This window comes from Pseudomonas sp. BRM28, from assembly GCF_002939405.1.
Classification (GTDB): Bacteria; Pseudomonadota; Gammaproteobacteria; order Pseudomonadales; family Pseudomonadaceae; genus Aquipseudomonas; species Aquipseudomonas palmensis.
The window spans coordinates 2,371,290-2,385,575 of the sequence record NZ_PEFV01000001.1 but is presented as its reverse complement, the minus strand read 5'-3'; the positions used below and the strand labels follow the sequence as shown (position 1 = coordinate 2,385,575).

Annotated in this window: 11 protein-coding genes; 7 read left to right on the top strand and 4 right to left on the bottom strand. The window is 62.8% G+C overall.

Annotated elements, in window-relative coordinates; translation table 11 throughout:
• Nucleotides 1-43: 43 nt before the first annotated feature.
• The 3 genes from CR917_RS11410 to CR917_RS27075 all read left to right on the top strand — a co-directional run bounded on the left by CR917_RS11410 (nt 44) and on the right by CR917_RS27075 (nt 833).
• Entirely contained in the window at nt 44-295 is a 252-nt protein-coding gene (locus CR917_RS11410; protein WP_078481822.1) for a hypothetical protein, read from the top strand.
• Entirely contained in the window at nt 292-564 is a 273-nt protein-coding gene (locus tag CR917_RS11405) for a colicin immunity domain-containing protein (RefSeq protein ID WP_104572301.1), read from the top strand. The genes CR917_RS11410 and CR917_RS11405 overlap by 4 nt, the downstream gene beginning before the upstream one ends.
• 77 nt (nt 565-641) lie before the next feature.
• A complete protein-coding gene (locus CR917_RS27075; RefSeq protein WP_146095003.1) occupies nt 642-833 on the top strand; it encodes a hypothetical protein in 192 nt (63 codons plus the stop codon).
• A gap of 386 nt (nt 834-1,219) precedes the next feature.
• Here CR917_RS27075 and CR917_RS11400 read toward each other — a convergent pair whose 3' ends face one another.
• On the bottom strand, nt 1,220-2,740 hold the full coding sequence (locus CR917_RS11400) for a nucleobase:cation symporter-2 family protein (protein WP_104572300.1): 1,521 nt from the start codon (nt 2,738-2,740) through the stop codon (nt 1,220-1,222).
• 264 nt (nt 2,741-3,004) lie between these two features.
• Entirely contained in the window at nt 3,005-3,370 is a 366-nt protein-coding gene (locus tag CR917_RS11395) for a PilZ domain-containing protein (RefSeq protein ID WP_058540734.1), read from the bottom strand.
• Nucleotides 3,371-3,567: 197 nt separating this feature from the next.
• Between CR917_RS11395 and CR917_RS11390 the strand changes: the two genes are divergently transcribed.
• The 3 genes from CR917_RS11390 to yjiA all read left to right on the top strand — a co-directional run bounded on the left by CR917_RS11390 (nt 3,568) and on the right by yjiA (nt 6,896).
• Nucleotides 3,568-5,634 (top strand): carbon starvation CstA family protein, encoded by a 2,067-nt coding sequence (locus CR917_RS11390; protein ID WP_043860566.1) that lies wholly within the window; start codon nt 3,568-3,570, stop codon nt 5,632-5,634.
• Between the two features lie 18 nt (nt 5,635-5,652).
• Nucleotides 5,653-5,850 carry a YbdD/YjiX family protein gene (locus tag CR917_RS11385; RefSeq protein WP_043860565.1) on the top strand — a complete coding sequence of 66 codons (198 nt, stop codon included), beginning with the start codon at nt 5,653-5,655 and terminating at the stop codon, nt 5,848-5,850.
• Between the two features lie 62 nt (nt 5,851-5,912).
• On the top strand, nt 5,913-6,896 hold the full coding sequence (yjiA, locus tag CR917_RS11380; RefSeq protein ID WP_162484866.1) for a GTPase: 984 nt from the start codon (nt 5,913-5,915) through the stop codon (nt 6,894-6,896).
• 142 nt (nt 6,897-7,038) lie between these two features.
• On the opposite strand, the gene glyA is transcribed toward yjiA, so the two are convergent.
• Both glyA and CR917_RS11370 read right to left on the bottom strand, forming a co-directional pair.
• Nucleotides 7,039-8,292, bottom strand: coding sequence for a serine hydroxymethyltransferase (glyA, locus tag CR917_RS11375; RefSeq protein WP_043860563.1), 1,254 nt, complete (start codon nt 8,290-8,292; stop codon nt 7,039-7,041).
• 208 nt (nt 8,293-8,500) lie between these two features.
• Entirely contained in the window at nt 8,501-12,343 is a 3,843-nt protein-coding gene (locus CR917_RS11370) for a bifunctional diguanylate cyclase/phosphodiesterase (RefSeq protein WP_104572299.1), read from the bottom strand.
• A gap of 364 nt (nt 12,344-12,707) precedes the next feature.
• Here CR917_RS11370 and tssA point away from each other — a divergent pair, with 364 nt between their 5' ends.
• A complete protein-coding gene (gene tssA / locus CR917_RS11365) occupies nt 12,708-14,270 on the top strand; it encodes a type VI secretion system protein TssA (protein ID WP_043860561.1) in 1,563 nt (520 codons plus the stop codon).
• Nucleotides 14,271-14,286 lie beyond the last annotated feature (16 nt).

Here is a 14,286-nt window from a genome sequence, read left to right as displayed (position 1 = left end):
CTCTACTGTCGCGCCTTCGTTTTTTGCTTCCAGGGATGGGAAGATGGCGTTTTTGGTATCTGGCACAAAGCTGTCCTGCTTCTGGCTGTTGTTGGGCATCCTTGCTGACCCTGTATCGGCCGCGAGCTTGCCGGGTGACCAGGAACTGATTCGCGAGCGTCAGGGGCGGTTGCTTGAAGAGCAGCAGCGGCGCCTGCAGGAACTTAAGGAGCTGCCTGGCAGCACCGCCCCAACCCAGACTGCACCGGCGCCGGCCGATGCCCGCTGCTTTATTAAATATGGAGTTTTGCGATGAGTCTTACTATCTTGGAGTTTGCAAGATCGTATGTCGCAGGAAGACTGACAGCCAAAGTTTTTTCGGAGGCGTATATTGAGCTTTGGAAAATTGAGCGAGATAGGAATGTCCTTCAGCTCGATGAGCCTTCGTTGAGCGAGTGCTTGTCCAGCATTTTTTGTGCTGCGGATATGTACGAGCCAGATGAATCAAGGGAAGAGTATGAATTTGACGATGAAATGCTTAAATCTAAGGTCGCGAGCTTGATGCAAAAAATAGTCACTGATTAGTTTGTGCAAAAGCAACCTCTCCTCTCGCAGCAGATCTTGGAAAGGCTTCATTTGATGCTGCTAATGGGGGGCTAGCAATGTACTTCCCGAAAGTGACGATGAATGCCGGTGAGGTCATATTTGATGACTTTACTGTTGGTACACCGAAAGGTTTTATTGGCAATGGTCACGGTGGGGCTGCCGAGTTAGTCGGGCCGCTTAAAAAACTCCTACAACATACCCAATCTCAAGGAGGCAAGACGGTCACTATTAAAGGCTGTTATGCATGAGGAAGGCGCAGCATTAGGGGCTGGAAAAGTGGGGGCGGTTCTCTTTTAGTTTTCCCCGCTACCAAAGAAGGTCTTAGAGATTTTTTGAAGAGTCTCAAATAGATGGGTCATCAAAAAACAGTATGCAAGCATCTTGAAAGTCTTATTGTGTCTGGTTGTGGAGATTATATGTCTCTCAGTTATGATTTAAGTTAGGGGCGTATCGAATAGATTTCGATGGCGGCGTTTTGAAGTTTTTTGAAAAGGATATAATTGTAAGTCGTCAGAAATAAAACATTGAAGTGTTGTGTCCTGATATTTATAAAATTCGCTTTCCGATGGCCAACAGGCACACACAAAAAGGGCCGGTGCACGTGCACCAGCCCTTCCTCATCAACCGAGCACTATCAATGCTCAGCCACCGTCTCTCGCCTCACTACCTGCCCCTCATGCTCATCCTTCTCCAGCAACGGAATCTCCTTGCCCTCGGCATCGAACAGCTTGCCGTCTTCGAAGTAGTCGCCGTCACGCAGCCCGGAAATGTCCGAGTAGTTCAGCGTGCGCTCGGAGGCGGCCACGAACACCGACTGATGATCGGAGTTGCCGGTCTTGAAGTGGTTGAACACCAGGTTCAGCAGAATCGCCATGATCGCCGACGAGCTGATGCCGGAGTGGAAGATGGTCTCGAACCAGTTCGGGAACTGCGCGTAGAAGTTGGGCGCGGCAATCGGGATCATGCCGAAGCCCAGTGAGGCGGCCACGATGATCAGGTTCATGTTGTTGCGGTAGTCCACCTTGGACAGCGTGCGGATACCACTGGCCGCCACGGTGCCGAACAGCACGATCCCCGCGCCACCCAGTACCGAGGTCGGTACGGCGGCAATCACCCGGCCCATGATCGGCAGCAGGCCCAGCACCACCAGGATCACGCCACCGGTAGCCACCACGTAGCGGCTCTTCACCCCGGTCACGGCCACCAGGCCGACGTTCTGGGCGAATGCGCTCTGGGTGAACGAACCGAAGATCGGCGCCAGGATGCTCGAGGCCATGTCGGCACGCAGGCCATCGCCCAGGCGCTTGGAGTCGACCTTGGTGTCGATGATCTCACCTACCGCGAGGATGTCGGCCGAGGTTTCCACCAGGGTCACCATGATCACGATGCACATCGACAGGATGGCCGCGATATGGAAGGTCGGCATGCCGAAGTGGAACGGGGTAGGGAAGGCCACCAGCGGACCTTCGAGCACCTTGCTGAAATCAGCCATGCCCAGCGACCAGGCGATCAGGGTGCCGAACACCATCGCCAGCAGGATCGACAGCCGCGAGATCGCCGCGCTGCCCAGCTTGCTCAGTATCAGCACGATCAGGAAGGTCACCGCCGCCAGGCCGATGTTGGACATGCTGCCGAAGTCCGGTGCCTTGCTGTTGCCGCCCATGACCCAGCGCGCCGCGACCGGCATCAGGGTCAGGCCGATGGTGGTGATCACGATGCCGGTCACCAGTGGCGGGAAGAACTTGGTGATGCGCGAGAACACCGGGGTGATCAGAAACCCGATCAACGAGGCCGCCATCACCGCGCCCAGCACCCCCGGCAGGCCGCCGCCGCCCTCGCTGCTGAGAATCGCGCCCATGGTGGCCACGCCGGCAAACGAAACGCCCTGTACCAGCGGCAACTGGCAACCGAAGAACGGCAGGCCCAGGGTCTGCAGCAGGGTCGCCAGGCCACCGGCAAACAGCGATGCGGCAATCAGCAGGCCGATGTCGGCCGGGCCCAGGCCGGCCGCCTGGCCGAGAATCAGCGGTACCGCGACGATACCGCCGTACATGGTGAGTACGTGTTGCAGCCCGTACGCCAGGTTGGCGCCGAGCCCCAGGTTCTCGTCTTCAGGACGTGATGCCGTGGACGTGTCGGGGGAGGACGTAGTCATGGGAGCAGGTTCTCTGTTTTATTGTTGTGGCGCTACTGTAGACAACTCGTGCCATTCATTGCCAGAACAATTGTATACAATTTTTAGATTGGCACAGGAACAGTCAGGTCATTGGTTTGGGTGCAGGCGTGGATGCAGTTATCGTTCCAACACGCAGCACCAGGCCCGCCAGGGCTGGGTCCGGTGGCATGAACGGCTGTTTGAAAGCTGTCTGGGTGGACAGGAAGGCGGGGCGGGGTCAGGTCGGTAGCGGGCTAAAAGATTTCAAATGTCGATGAGTTGATGGAATTCGCGCTCCAGTTCGGTGCGATCGGCCAGGTTGAGCTCCACCAGGCGGCACAGGTGCTCCAGCGAATCGAGGTCGATGTGCTCGCAGATAAACCCCAGCTGGGTGTCGTCGACATGGCGCAGTTCCACCGTCATGGTGACAAACGCCTCTTCACCCAGGCGTATCTGCGCAGCGAACGGCCGCTCGAGGTCGGCGTCCCAGGCCTTGGGCGCCTCGATCAGCAGGCCCTTGAGCGACAGGTCGAGCAGGTTGACCGGCCAGCGTCGTTCGCCCTGGAGCAGTTCGGTCGGTGCATCGAAGGGTATGCGCTGGAAGCGCCGGCGTTCTGGGTGATCGCTCATGGTGGAGGCCCTTTGCAGTAGAACCTGGCTGGAACCTGACTGACTATAGCTCAGGGCTTGCCAGCATGATCGCGAACGCGCATAACGAGACTGTGGGCGGGGCTGCAGGCTCTAGACCAAAGCAAGTATGGCAATGCGCCAAGACTCGCCCTAGACTCGATGGGCGGTCTTTCATATCCACTAGCTGGAAGCAAACCATGAACAACAATAATAGCCTGCTACGCCATATACCATGGCTGCTGCTGGCAGTCCTGGGGGCCTGTGCGCTGGGTGTGGTTGCCCTGCGCCGTGGCGAAGCGATCAACGCCTTGTGGATTGTGGTTGCCTCGGTAGCCCTCTACCTGGTCGCCTACCGTTACTACAGTCTGTTCATCGCCACCAAGGTGATGCAGCTGGACCCGCGCCGGGCCACCCCGGCGGTGCTCAACAACGATGGTCTGGACTACGTGCCGACCAACAAGCACATCCTGTTCGGTCACCACTTCGCGGCCATCGCCGGCGCTGGCCCGCTGGTGGGCCCGGTACTGGCTGCGCAGATGGGCTATCTGCCCGGTACGCTCTGGCTGATCGCCGGCGTGGTACTGGCCGGTGCAGTGCAGGACTTCATGATCCTGTTCCTGTCCACCCGCCGCAACGGTCGCTCGCTGGGCGACATGGTGCGTGAGGAAATGGGCCGCATTCCCGGCACCATCGCCCTGTTCGGCTGCTTCCTGATCATGATCATCATCCTTGCGGTGCTGGCGCTGATCGTGGTCAAGGCCCTGGCCGAAAGCCCATGGGGCATGTTCACGGTGATGGCGACCATCCCCATCGCGATGTTCATGGGCGTGTACATGCGTTATATCCGCCCGGGCCGCATCGGCGAGATCTCGCTGATCGGTGTGGTGCTGCTGTTGCTGTCCATCTGGCTGGGGGGCCTGGTGGCCGCCGATCCGGTGTGGGGCCCGGCGTTCACCTTCACCGGCGTGCAGATCACCTGGATGCTTGTGGGCTATGGCTTCGTCGCCGCCGTGCTGCCGGTATGGCTGGTGCTGGCGCCGCGTGACTACCTCTCCACCTTCCTCAAGATCGGTACCATCATTGCCCTGGCCATCGGCATCCTGGTGCTGGCGCCCGAGCTGAAGATGCCGGCGCTGACCCAGTTCACCGACGGCACCGGCCCGGTGTGGAAGGGCACCCTGTTCCCGTTCCTGTTCATTACCATCGCCTGTGGCGCGGTATCGGGTTTCCATGCGCTGATCTCCTCGGGCACCACGCCCAAGCTGCTGGACAACGAAGTCAACGCCCGCTACATCGGCTATGGCGGCATGCTGATGGAGTCATTCGTCGCGATCATGGCCATGGTTGCCGCCTCGGTGATCGAGCCGGGCGTGTACTTCGCCATGAACAGCCCGGCCGCGGTGGTCGGTGCCGACGTGGTGTCGGTGGCGCAGACAGTCAGCAGTTGGGGCTTTGCCATCACCCCCGAGCAGCTCGAGGCGGTCGCCCGGGACATCGGCGAGCACACCGTGCTGGCCCGTGCCGGTGGTGCGCCGACCCTGGCGGTGGGCATCGCGCAGATCCTGCACCAGGTACTGCCGGGTGAAAACACCATGGCGTTCTGGTACCACTTCGCGATCCTGTTCGAAGCCCTGTTCATCCTCACTGCGGTAGACGCCGGTACGCGTGCCGGGCGCTTCATGCTGCAGGACCTGCTGGGCTCGTTCGTGCCGGCGCTCAAGCGCACCGAGTCGTGGGGCGCCAACCTGCTCGCCACCGCCGGCTGTGTGGCGTTGTGGGGCTACCTGCTGTACCAGGGCGTGATCGACCCGCTGGGTGGCATCAACACCTTGTGGCCGCTGTTCGGCATCTCCAACCAGATGCTGGCCGGTATCGCGCTGATGCTCGGCACCGTGGTGCTGATCAAGATGAAGCGCCAGCAGTACATGTGGGTCACCCTGGTGCCGGCGGTATGGCTGCTGATCTGCACCACCACCGCAGGCTTCATCAAGCTGTTCGACCCGAACCCGGCGGTGGGCTTCCTGGCCCTGGCCAACAAGTACAGCGCGGCGCTGGACGCCGGTCAGGTACTGGCCCCGGCCAAGGACATCGCGCAGATGCAGCACGTGATCTTCAACGCGTACACCAACGCGACGCTGACCGCGCTGTTCCTGTTCGTGGTGTTCAGCATCCTGTTCTTCGCGCTCAAGGTCGGTATCCGCGCCTTGAACAAGAAAGAACGTACCGACAAGGAATCGCCGTTCCAGGCCTTGCCGGACGCGTAAACCAAGAGGATTGCAGACATGTTCAACGATCTCGGTCGACTGGGTAAGTACCTGGGGCAGGCAGCCCGCCTGATGGTCGGCATGCCCGACTACGACAATTACGTCGAGCATATGCAAACCCGGCACCCCGACCTGCCGCCGATGACCTACGAGGAGTTCTTCCGGGAACGCCAGGAGGCGCGTTACGGCGGCAAGGGCGGGCCCAAGTGCTGTTGAAAGACGGCACCGCCCGCGTGTGACAAACCTGTGGGAGCCCGGGCAGCCGGGCTCCCACAGTCATTTCAGTGTTCAGGAGATTTTCCGTGCAACCCATTCCCGTCACCGTGCTCAGCGGTTTTCTGGGGGCCGGCAAGACCACCTTGCTGCGCCACCTGCTCAAGGCCGAGCACGGCCTGAAAATCGCCGTGATCGAAAACGAGTTCAGCGACGCCGGCATCGACACCCAACTGCTGGGCGACGAACCGGTGCAGGTCATGACCCTGGCCAACGGCTGCGTGTGCTGCACCATCCACACCGACCTGACCAAGGCGCTGTTCCTGCTGCTGGAGCGTCTGGACAGCGGCGAAATCGCCTTCGACCGGCTGGTGATCGAGTGCACCGGCCTGGCCGACCCGGCACCGGTGGCGCAGACCTTCTTCATCGACGAAGAGCTGCGCGAGCGCTACATCCTCGACGGCATCATCACCCTGGTGGATGCCGCGCATGCCGACCTGCACCTGACCCAGACCATCGCCCAGGCCCAGGTCGGGTTTGCCGATCGCCTGCTGGTGAGCAAGACCGACCTGGTCGATGCGGCCGCGTTCGAGGCTTTGAGCCAGCGCCTGGCGCGGATCAACCGACGTGCGCCGATCCGTGTGGTGGACAACGGCAGGATCGACCTGGCCGAGATGCTGGATGTGCGCGGGTTCAACCTCAACGCCAGCCTCAACCTGCGGCCTGTTGTGGCGGCGGGCAACAGCCTGGACCGGATCTCCAGCATGGTGCTGCGTACCGATGTGCCGCTGGATATCGACCGGCTGAGCGAGTTCATGAACCAATTGCTGGAGGCGCATGGCAAGCAGCTGTTGCGCTACAAGGGCGTGTTGAACATTGCTGGCGAGGATCGGCGGCTGGTGTTTCAGGGCGTGCTGAAGCTCTATGGCTTCGACTGGGATACCGAGTGGGCCGAAGGCGAACAGCGCGAGAGTGTGATGGTGTTCATTGCCGATGACCTGCCCGAGGCGAAGATTCGCGAGGGGTTCGAGGCCTTGGGTCGCCCCTGAGGGCCCATCGCGGGTCAAGCCCGCTCCCACAGGTTTACTACCCATCTGGAGGGCTATGAAATCCTGTGGGAGCGGGCTTGACCCGCGATGCCACAAAAAAGCCCGGCTGGGAGCCGGGCTTTTTCACATCAGGTACCTGCGATCAGTTGCCGTACACCGGCAGCTTGGCGCAGATGGCCTTGACCTTCTCGCGAACGGCGTCGATCACCGCTTCGTTGTTCAGGTCGTCCAGGATGTCGCAGATCCAGCCCGCCAGTTCCTTGCACTCGGCTTCCTTGAAGCCGCGAGTGGTCACGGCCGGGGTGCCGAAGCGCAGGCCGGAAGTGACGAATGGGGAGCGTGGGTCGTTTGGCACGGAGTTCTTGTTGACGGTGATGAAGGCTTTGCCCAGGGCAGCGTCTGCGTCCTTGCCGGAGATTTCCTGCTTGATCAGCGACAGCAGGAACAGGTGGTTTTCAGTACCGCCCGACACCACGTCGAAGCCGCGCTCGATGAACACGCCGGCCATGGCCTGGGCGTTCTTCACCACTTGCTGCTGGTAGGCCTTGAACTCAGGCTGCAACGCTTCCTTGAAGCAGATCGCCTTGGCCGCGATCACGTGCTCCAGCGGGCCGCCCTGGGCGCCCGGGAATACGGCGGAGTTCAGCTTCTTCTCGATGTCGGCGTTGGCACGGGCCAGGATCAGGCCGCCACGTGGACCGCGCAGGGTCTTGTGGGTGGTAGTGGTGACCACGTCGGCGAACGGTACCGGGTTCGGGTACACGCCAGCGGCGACCAGGCCAGCCACGTGGGCCATGTCGACGAACAGGTAGGCTCCGACCTTGTCGGCGATTTCGCGGAAGCGCGGGAAGTCCAGCACCTGCGAGTAGGCCGAGAAACCGGCCACGATCATTTTCGGCTTGTGCTCGACCGCCAGGCGCTCGACTTCGTCGTAGTCGATCAGGCCGTTGGCGTCGATGCCGTACTGGATGGCGTTGTACAGCTTGCCCGAGGACGACACGGCCGCGCCGTGGGTCAGGTGGCCGCCGTGGGCCAGGCTCATGCCCAGGATGGTGTCACCGGCCGACAGCAGGGCCAGGTAGACGGCAGCGTTGGCCTGGGAGCCGGCGTGCGGCTGCACGTTGGCGTAGTCGGCGCCGAACAGCTGCTTGGCGCGGTCGATGGCCAGTTGCTCGACCACGTCGACGTATTCGCAGCCACCGTAGTAGCGCTTGCCCGGGTAGCCTTCGGCGTACTTGTTGGTCAGTACCGAGCCTTGAGCTTCCATCACCGCAGGGCTGGTGTAGTTTTCCGAAGCGATCAGCTCAATGTGCTCTTCCTGGCGCTGAGCTTCTTGCTCCATGGCGGCAAAGAGATCGGCGTCGTACTTGGCAATGGTCAAATCACGGCTGAACATGGCGGTCCTCAAGGATCGTGCTGAAATAGGCGGGCATTCTACCTCATCGGCTTTTGTCTGGCATATGAAAGGGCATCATGTCGCAGACAAGCGGGGCTCATTCAGGCTCGGTGTGAACTTATCGCGGGTCAAGCCCGCTCCCACAGGTCTGGTATCCGCTCTCGGGGGCCGAGAACATCCTGTGGGAGCGGGCTTGACCCGCGATGCGTCATTCGAACATGAACAACGTTTCGTTGCTGAACTGCGCCTCGAACTGGTTGGCCGGCATCGGCCGCCCGAACAGGTAGCCCTGCACCTCGTCGCAGCCGTGCTCGCGCAGAAACTCCAGTTGCTCATGGGTCTCCACACCCTCGGCGATCACCGCCAGGTTCAGGCTGTGGGCCATGGCGATGATGGCGCGGGCGATCTGCGCATCCTGCTCGCCCTCGGGCAGACCGTCGACGAAGGTGCGGTCGATCTTGAGCACGTCGATGGGGAACTGCTTGAGGTAGTTGAGCGACGAGTAGCCGGTGCCGAAGTCGTCCACCGCAATGCTCAGCCCCAGATTCTTCAGGCTGTCGAGGATCACCATCGCCTCGTTGACCTCGCGCATCAGGATGCTTTCGGTCAGTTCCAGCTCCAGGCACGCCGGCGGCAGCCCGGTATCGGCCAGGATGGTGGCGATGCGCGTGCCCAGTTGGCCATCGGAGAACTGGCGCGCCGAAATGTTCACCGACACCTTGGGCACTCGCACCTTGGCCTGGTGCCAGGCCTTGAGCTGGCGGCAGGCTTCGCTGATGACCCAGTCGCCCACGTCCACCACCAGCCCCAGCTCCTCGATCACCGGGATGAAGTCGCCCGGCGGCACCAGCCCGCGGCGCGGGTGGCGCCAGCGCAGCAGGGCCTCGGCACCGGTCAGGCGCTTGCCGTCGCCGCTGAACTGCGGCTGGTAGTAGAGGATGAATTCGTTCTGCTCCAGCGCATGACGCAGGTCGCTTTCCAGCTCCAGGCGCTCCAGCGCACTGGCGTTCATGTCGGCCTGGTAGAACTGGAAGTTGTTCTTGCCGCGCTCCTTGGCGTGGTACATCGCGGTGTCGGCGTTCTTCATCAGCTGGCTCAGCTCGCTGCCGTCCTGCGGGCTGAGGGCGATGCCGATGCTGGCAGTGACGAAGAACTCGCGGTTCTCCAGCACGAACGGTCGCACCAGGCTGCCCAGGATCTGCTCGGCCACGTGGATCGCGCGGTTCAGCGCAATTTCGCGGGTGGCCTTGGGTTGCAGCAGCAAGGTGAATTCATCGCCGCCCATGCGTGCCACGGTGTCGTCGTCGTGTACGCAGTCGAGCAGGCGTTCGGCCATGTCCTTGAGCATGCGATCGCCTGCGGCATGCCCCAGGGAGTCGTTGATCGGCTTGAAACGGTCCAGGTCCAGGAACATCAGCACCACCCAGGCCTTCTGCCGCTCGGCCTGCTGCAGCGCGGTGTGCAGGCGGTCCTGGAACAGCGTGCGGTTGGGCAGGTGGGTCAGGGCGTCGTAGTAGGCCAGGCGGTGAATGCGCTGTTCGCTGGCCTTGCGCTCGCTGATGTCGGTGAAGAAGCACACGTAGCTGGCCAGGTCACCCTCGTCGTCGAGTACCGCGGTGATGCCGACCCACGCCGGGTAGTGCTCGCCGCTGCGGCGCTTGAGCCAGACCTCGCCTTCCCAGGTGCCGCGCTGGTGCAGTTGTTTGAGCACGTAGTTGAGGTGGGCTTCCTGCTGTTCGTCGACGGTGAGCAGGCTCGGCAACTGGTCGAGCACGTCGCTCACCGCGTAGCCGCTGACCCGGCTGAAGGCTTCGTTGGCCTGCACGATGTAGCCGGCCGGGTCGGTGATCAGGATCGCCGAGGTGGAATGCTCGAACACCGTGGCGGCCATGCGCAGGTCTTTCTCGGCGCGGCGTTGCTGGCTGATGTCGCGGCCGACGCCCAGGATGCCCTCGAAATGGTTGTGCTCGTCCCACACCAGTACCACGCGCAGCTCGATCGGGATCTTGCGGCCGTCGGCGCGCAGACAGTCGAACAGGAACAGCTGGGTGGTCACCTCGGTGCGCAGGCGTTCCAGCGCGGCGGGTTCCTCGAGGGCCCGCTTGACCCGTTCGAACAGGGTGAACACGCCGGTCAGCTGCGCCGGGTTGGCAATGGTCGACTGCCAGCCGTTGGCGAAGATCCACGCCACGTCGTAGCCCAGTACCGTCTGCACCGAAGGGCTGACGTAGTTGAGCTGCAACTGCGGGTCGGTGGAGAAGATCACGTCGCTGATGCTCTCGGCGAGCATGCGGTAGCGCTGCTCGCTGTCGCGCAGCGATTCGCTCGCCTCGATCTGGTCGGTGACGTCCTTGCCCACCCCGATGATGCGCAGCACCGTGCCGTCAGGGTCGCGGGTCAGGGCCTGTTCGCGAATGTCGTAGCGTCGCCAGCTCTGGTCGTGGTGAAGAAAACGCAGTTGGCAATGCAACTGCTCCACATAGCCGCTCTGGCGCTGCTGCTGGCGCATCTGGCGAAACAGCTCGGCGTCCTGCGGGTGCAGCAGCACCTCCCAGAAGTACTCGCCCATCTGCGCCAGCTCGCTGCGCGAATAGCCCAGGGTCTGGCCCAGGTGGCGGTTGCTGAAGATCATGCGCAGGCTGTGCACATCCTGCACGTACAGCTGGTCGGGCACGGTGCGCACCACGTCCGACCAGAAGCTTTCGCGCTCCAGCAGCGACAGCTCCACGCGCTTGCGGCTGGTGATATCGCTGATGCTCAGGATCACGGCCTGGTAGTCACGCCGTGCCTGGGGGAAGCGCACCATCAGCCACAGGTGCTGGTCCTGGCCCTGGGGGTCGCTGAGCCGCACTTCCAGCTCCAGCAGGCGCAGGTCCTGCACCACTGCCTCGACCAACTGCATGCCCACCCCGTCGGCGCCCGGCGAGTGGCCTTCGATCAGGCGCTGCCAGGCGCTCTCGCAGCAGCCGGCGCCCAGCAGTTGCAGGGCCACCTGATTGACTTCGGTAACCTTCAGCTCGCCCAGCAGGCTGTGGCGCAGCGATACATCCTGGGCCAGGCGCTGGGCCAGCTCGGCTGTGCTGCGCAAGCGCAGGCGTTCCAGCAGTTCGGTCAGCCCCGACAGGTCGAGTACGCACAAGGCCACGCCCGTGCCTTCGAAGATGTCCTGATAGCGTCGCCGACCTTCCTGCAGGGCGCGGTGGCGGCGGCGCATGCTGATCAGCGCCAGCAGCGGGATCAGCGCGCACACCAGGCCCAGCACGCACTTGCCGATCAAGGCCGGCAGCAGTTGCTGGCGGCTGTGGGCGGCATCGAACAGGCCGCGCAGTTGCCAGTCGCTGTTGTCCAGGTACGCCAGCAGCACGCTTTGCGGCGGCTCGATGCTGGCGTCGCGCGCATCGAGCGGCGGCGCGTGGCGATCGATGACCTGGGCCGTGCGGCTGTTTTCCAGCAGCCACAGCGGTGGCGCGGCGTGATCCAGGGGTTGGCTCAGTTGCTGGTAGTACTCCGGGGCCAGGCGCAGCAGCCAATAGCCACGGGTGTCGCTGTCGGGGTGCTGCAGCAGCAGGTAGACCAGGCTGTTGTCGTCGCTGTTGCTGAAGTAGTACGGGCGCTCCTGGCCCAGGTGCAGCAGCTCCTGGAGCGCCTTGCGGTCGGCACTGATGCCCGCGCTGTCGCGCAGCAACGCGCCCTGGGCGTCCACCCACACCAGGCTGCGCAGGGCGGGCAGGCGTGCGTGCAGGTGTTCGAGCAGCGGCGGCAGGTCGGTGACGGCCGGTGCGGCAGGGTAGGGTTGCAGCAGGGTGAGGGCTTTTTGCGCGTTCAATGCCAGGCTCAGGTTGAGCTGGCTGGCCAGTTCGGCACTTGCATCCAGGCTCTGCTGGCGGCGATCGGCCTGGGTATGGCGGAACTGTTCGAACACCTGCCAGAACAGCAGCGCGAGCAACAGCAGCACCAGGATGGCCAACGCGCCTTTGAGCGAGCCACGCAAGGGCGAACCGGACGCACTCGTGGCTTTGCGCGGGGATGAAGGCTGAGTCAGATTGGTCAAACGCTGTTCCTGCGTGAGGCTGTGGCAGGTGATCGCTACGCAGCGACAAGCGGCGCAGTGTGCGGTAGTCCTGTCGCATCCCGGTTCCAGGCGCGCACTATAAGCTGCACGCCCGAAGGGCGGCTAGCATGCCTTGAAGTGTGGCAAAGTGCCAGTCCTGTTCGTCAGCGGAATGGTTTCCTGCTTTTTGATACAAATTGCACACGCTGTGTTGATTGCAATGTGCCATTTCCCTATCTAGGATGTGCCCCCTCACTTAAGGCAGCGAACCCACGGATGGGTGTTTGACGCTGTTTTGGTAGGCCCCGTGCCGCCTGGGCTTTTTCGGTCGGCGCGGGGCCTGCAGTCCAACTACAGGCCAAGGATGTCCTACTCAAGCAAGTTGCACGCTCGTTACCACGAGGTTGCCCGGCAGGCTGTATCACCAGACTGTTTTGCGGGCGAGGACGTGCGTTTTTCCAGTGAGTACGAAGCACTGGAAGGCGAGTTGAACAAGGCTCAGTCCGTTCACGAGAGCGGCCAGATCGACTGGCTCCGCGTGCTCGAGAACAGCGAGACGCTGCTGCGCACACAGTCCAAGGACCTGCGGGTTGCCGCCTGGTTGACGTGGGCGTTGTATCAACGCGAATCCTTCCCGGGCCTGCTGGCCGGCGTGGGGCTGTTGCAGCACCTGTGCGAGCAGCACTGGGCGCAGGTGCACCCGGCCAAGCCACGCACGCGGGCCGCGGCCATCGGCTGGCTGGTGCCGCGCCTGGAGCAGGTACTGGGTGAAAATGTCGCGATCAAGGAGCAACTGGCGCTGTTCCGCCGCCTGGTCGACAGCCTGCAGGCGCTCGATGCAGCCCTGACCACGCACCTGGGCGATGAGGCGCCGCTGTTGCTGCCGTTGTGCCGACGCCTGTCGAGCATGGTGCAACGTGCTGCCGACAATCAGCCCGAACCCGGTGCCGTGGGCGCGGTCGTGGCCCAGGTCAAGCAGGCCGCCACCCAGTTGCTCACCCCCGGCGCCCCCGTCGACAGCGAAAAAGACGCGCACAAGGTGTTACGCACCCTGCAGGATGGCGCTCGACCGTTATCGAACTGGTGGCTCAAGCAGAAGGCCACCGACGTGCGCGCCTTGCGCCTCAACCGCACGCTGCTGTGGTTGCAGATCGACGCGGTGCCCGAGCGCAATGCCGAACAGGTGACCGTGCTGCGCGGGTTGCCGGTCGACCGCCTGAAGATCTACCAGGAACGCTTTGCCAACGGCCAGTACGCCGACCTGCTGATGGAGCTCGAGGCCAGCCTGGCCAAGTCGCCGTTCTGGTTCGACGGCCAGCGCATGGTCTGGGAGTGCCTGCTGGAGCTCAACGCCGAGCAGGGCATGCGCGAGGTGGAGTTCCACTTCGCGCAACTGCTGCAGCGCCTGCCCGGGGTGGTGGAGCTGCGCTTTCATGACGGCACGCCGTTTGCCGACCCGGCGACGCGGGGCTGGATCAACGCCAGCGTCATGCCGCACCTGCAGAGCACCAGCGCACCGCGCAAGGTCGAGACCGACCTCGCGACCAGCCTGCCACCCTGGGAGCTGGCCCTGGAGGCGGTGCTGCCCGTGCTGCGCAAGGACGGCCTCAAGCCTGCCGTGCAGATACTCAAGCAGGGCATGCAGGCGGCTCAAGGCGGGCGCGTGCGCTTTTTCTGGCAGCTCAGCCAGGCGCGGCTGTGCTTTCTGGCCAAGAAGTACGAACTGGCCAAGACCCAGCTCGAAGCCCTAGATCACGAACTGCAACAGGCCGGCCTGCATCAGTGGGAGCCGGACCTGGCACTGGAAGTACTGCGTCTGCTGCACAGCTGTTGTGAGCTGCTGCCGCAGAACCACGCCGTGCGCGAACGCAAGGATGAGGTTTATCGCAGGCTGTGCCACCTCGACCTCGAAGTGGTACTCGACTAGGCCCCCGGGCCGCAAA

Coding starts and splice junctions, on each gene's coding strand:
- CR917_RS11405 (WP_104572301.1), top strand. CDS start 292: ATGAGTCTTACTATCTTGGAGTTTGCAAGATCGTATGTCGCAGGAAGA.
- glyA (WP_043860563.1), bottom strand. CDS start 8,292: ATGTTCAGCCGTGATTTGACCATTGCCAAGTACGACGCCGATCTCTTT.
- tssA (WP_043860561.1), top strand. CDS start 12,708: ATGTCCTACTCAAGCAAGTTGCACGCTCGTTACCACGAGGTTGCCCGG.
- CR917_RS11410 (WP_078481822.1), top strand. CDS start 44: ATGGCGTTTTTGGTATCTGGCACAAAGCTGTCCTGCTTCTGGCTGTTG.
- CR917_RS11385 (WP_043860565.1), top strand. CDS start 5,653: ATGTTCAACGATCTCGGTCGACTGGGTAAGTACCTGGGGCAGGCAGCC.
- CR917_RS27075 (WP_146095003.1), top strand. CDS start 642: ATGTACTTCCCGAAAGTGACGATGAATGCCGGTGAGGTCATATTTGAT.
- CR917_RS11395 (WP_058540734.1), bottom strand. CDS start 3,370: ATGAGCGATCACCCAGAACGCCGGCGCTTCCAGCGCATACCCTTCGAT.
- CR917_RS11390 (WP_043860566.1), top strand. CDS start 3,568: ATGAACAACAATAATAGCCTGCTACGCCATATACCATGGCTGCTGCTG.
- CR917_RS11400 (WP_104572300.1), bottom strand. CDS start 2,740: ATGACTACGTCCTCCCCCGACACGTCCACGGCATCACGTCCTGAAGAC.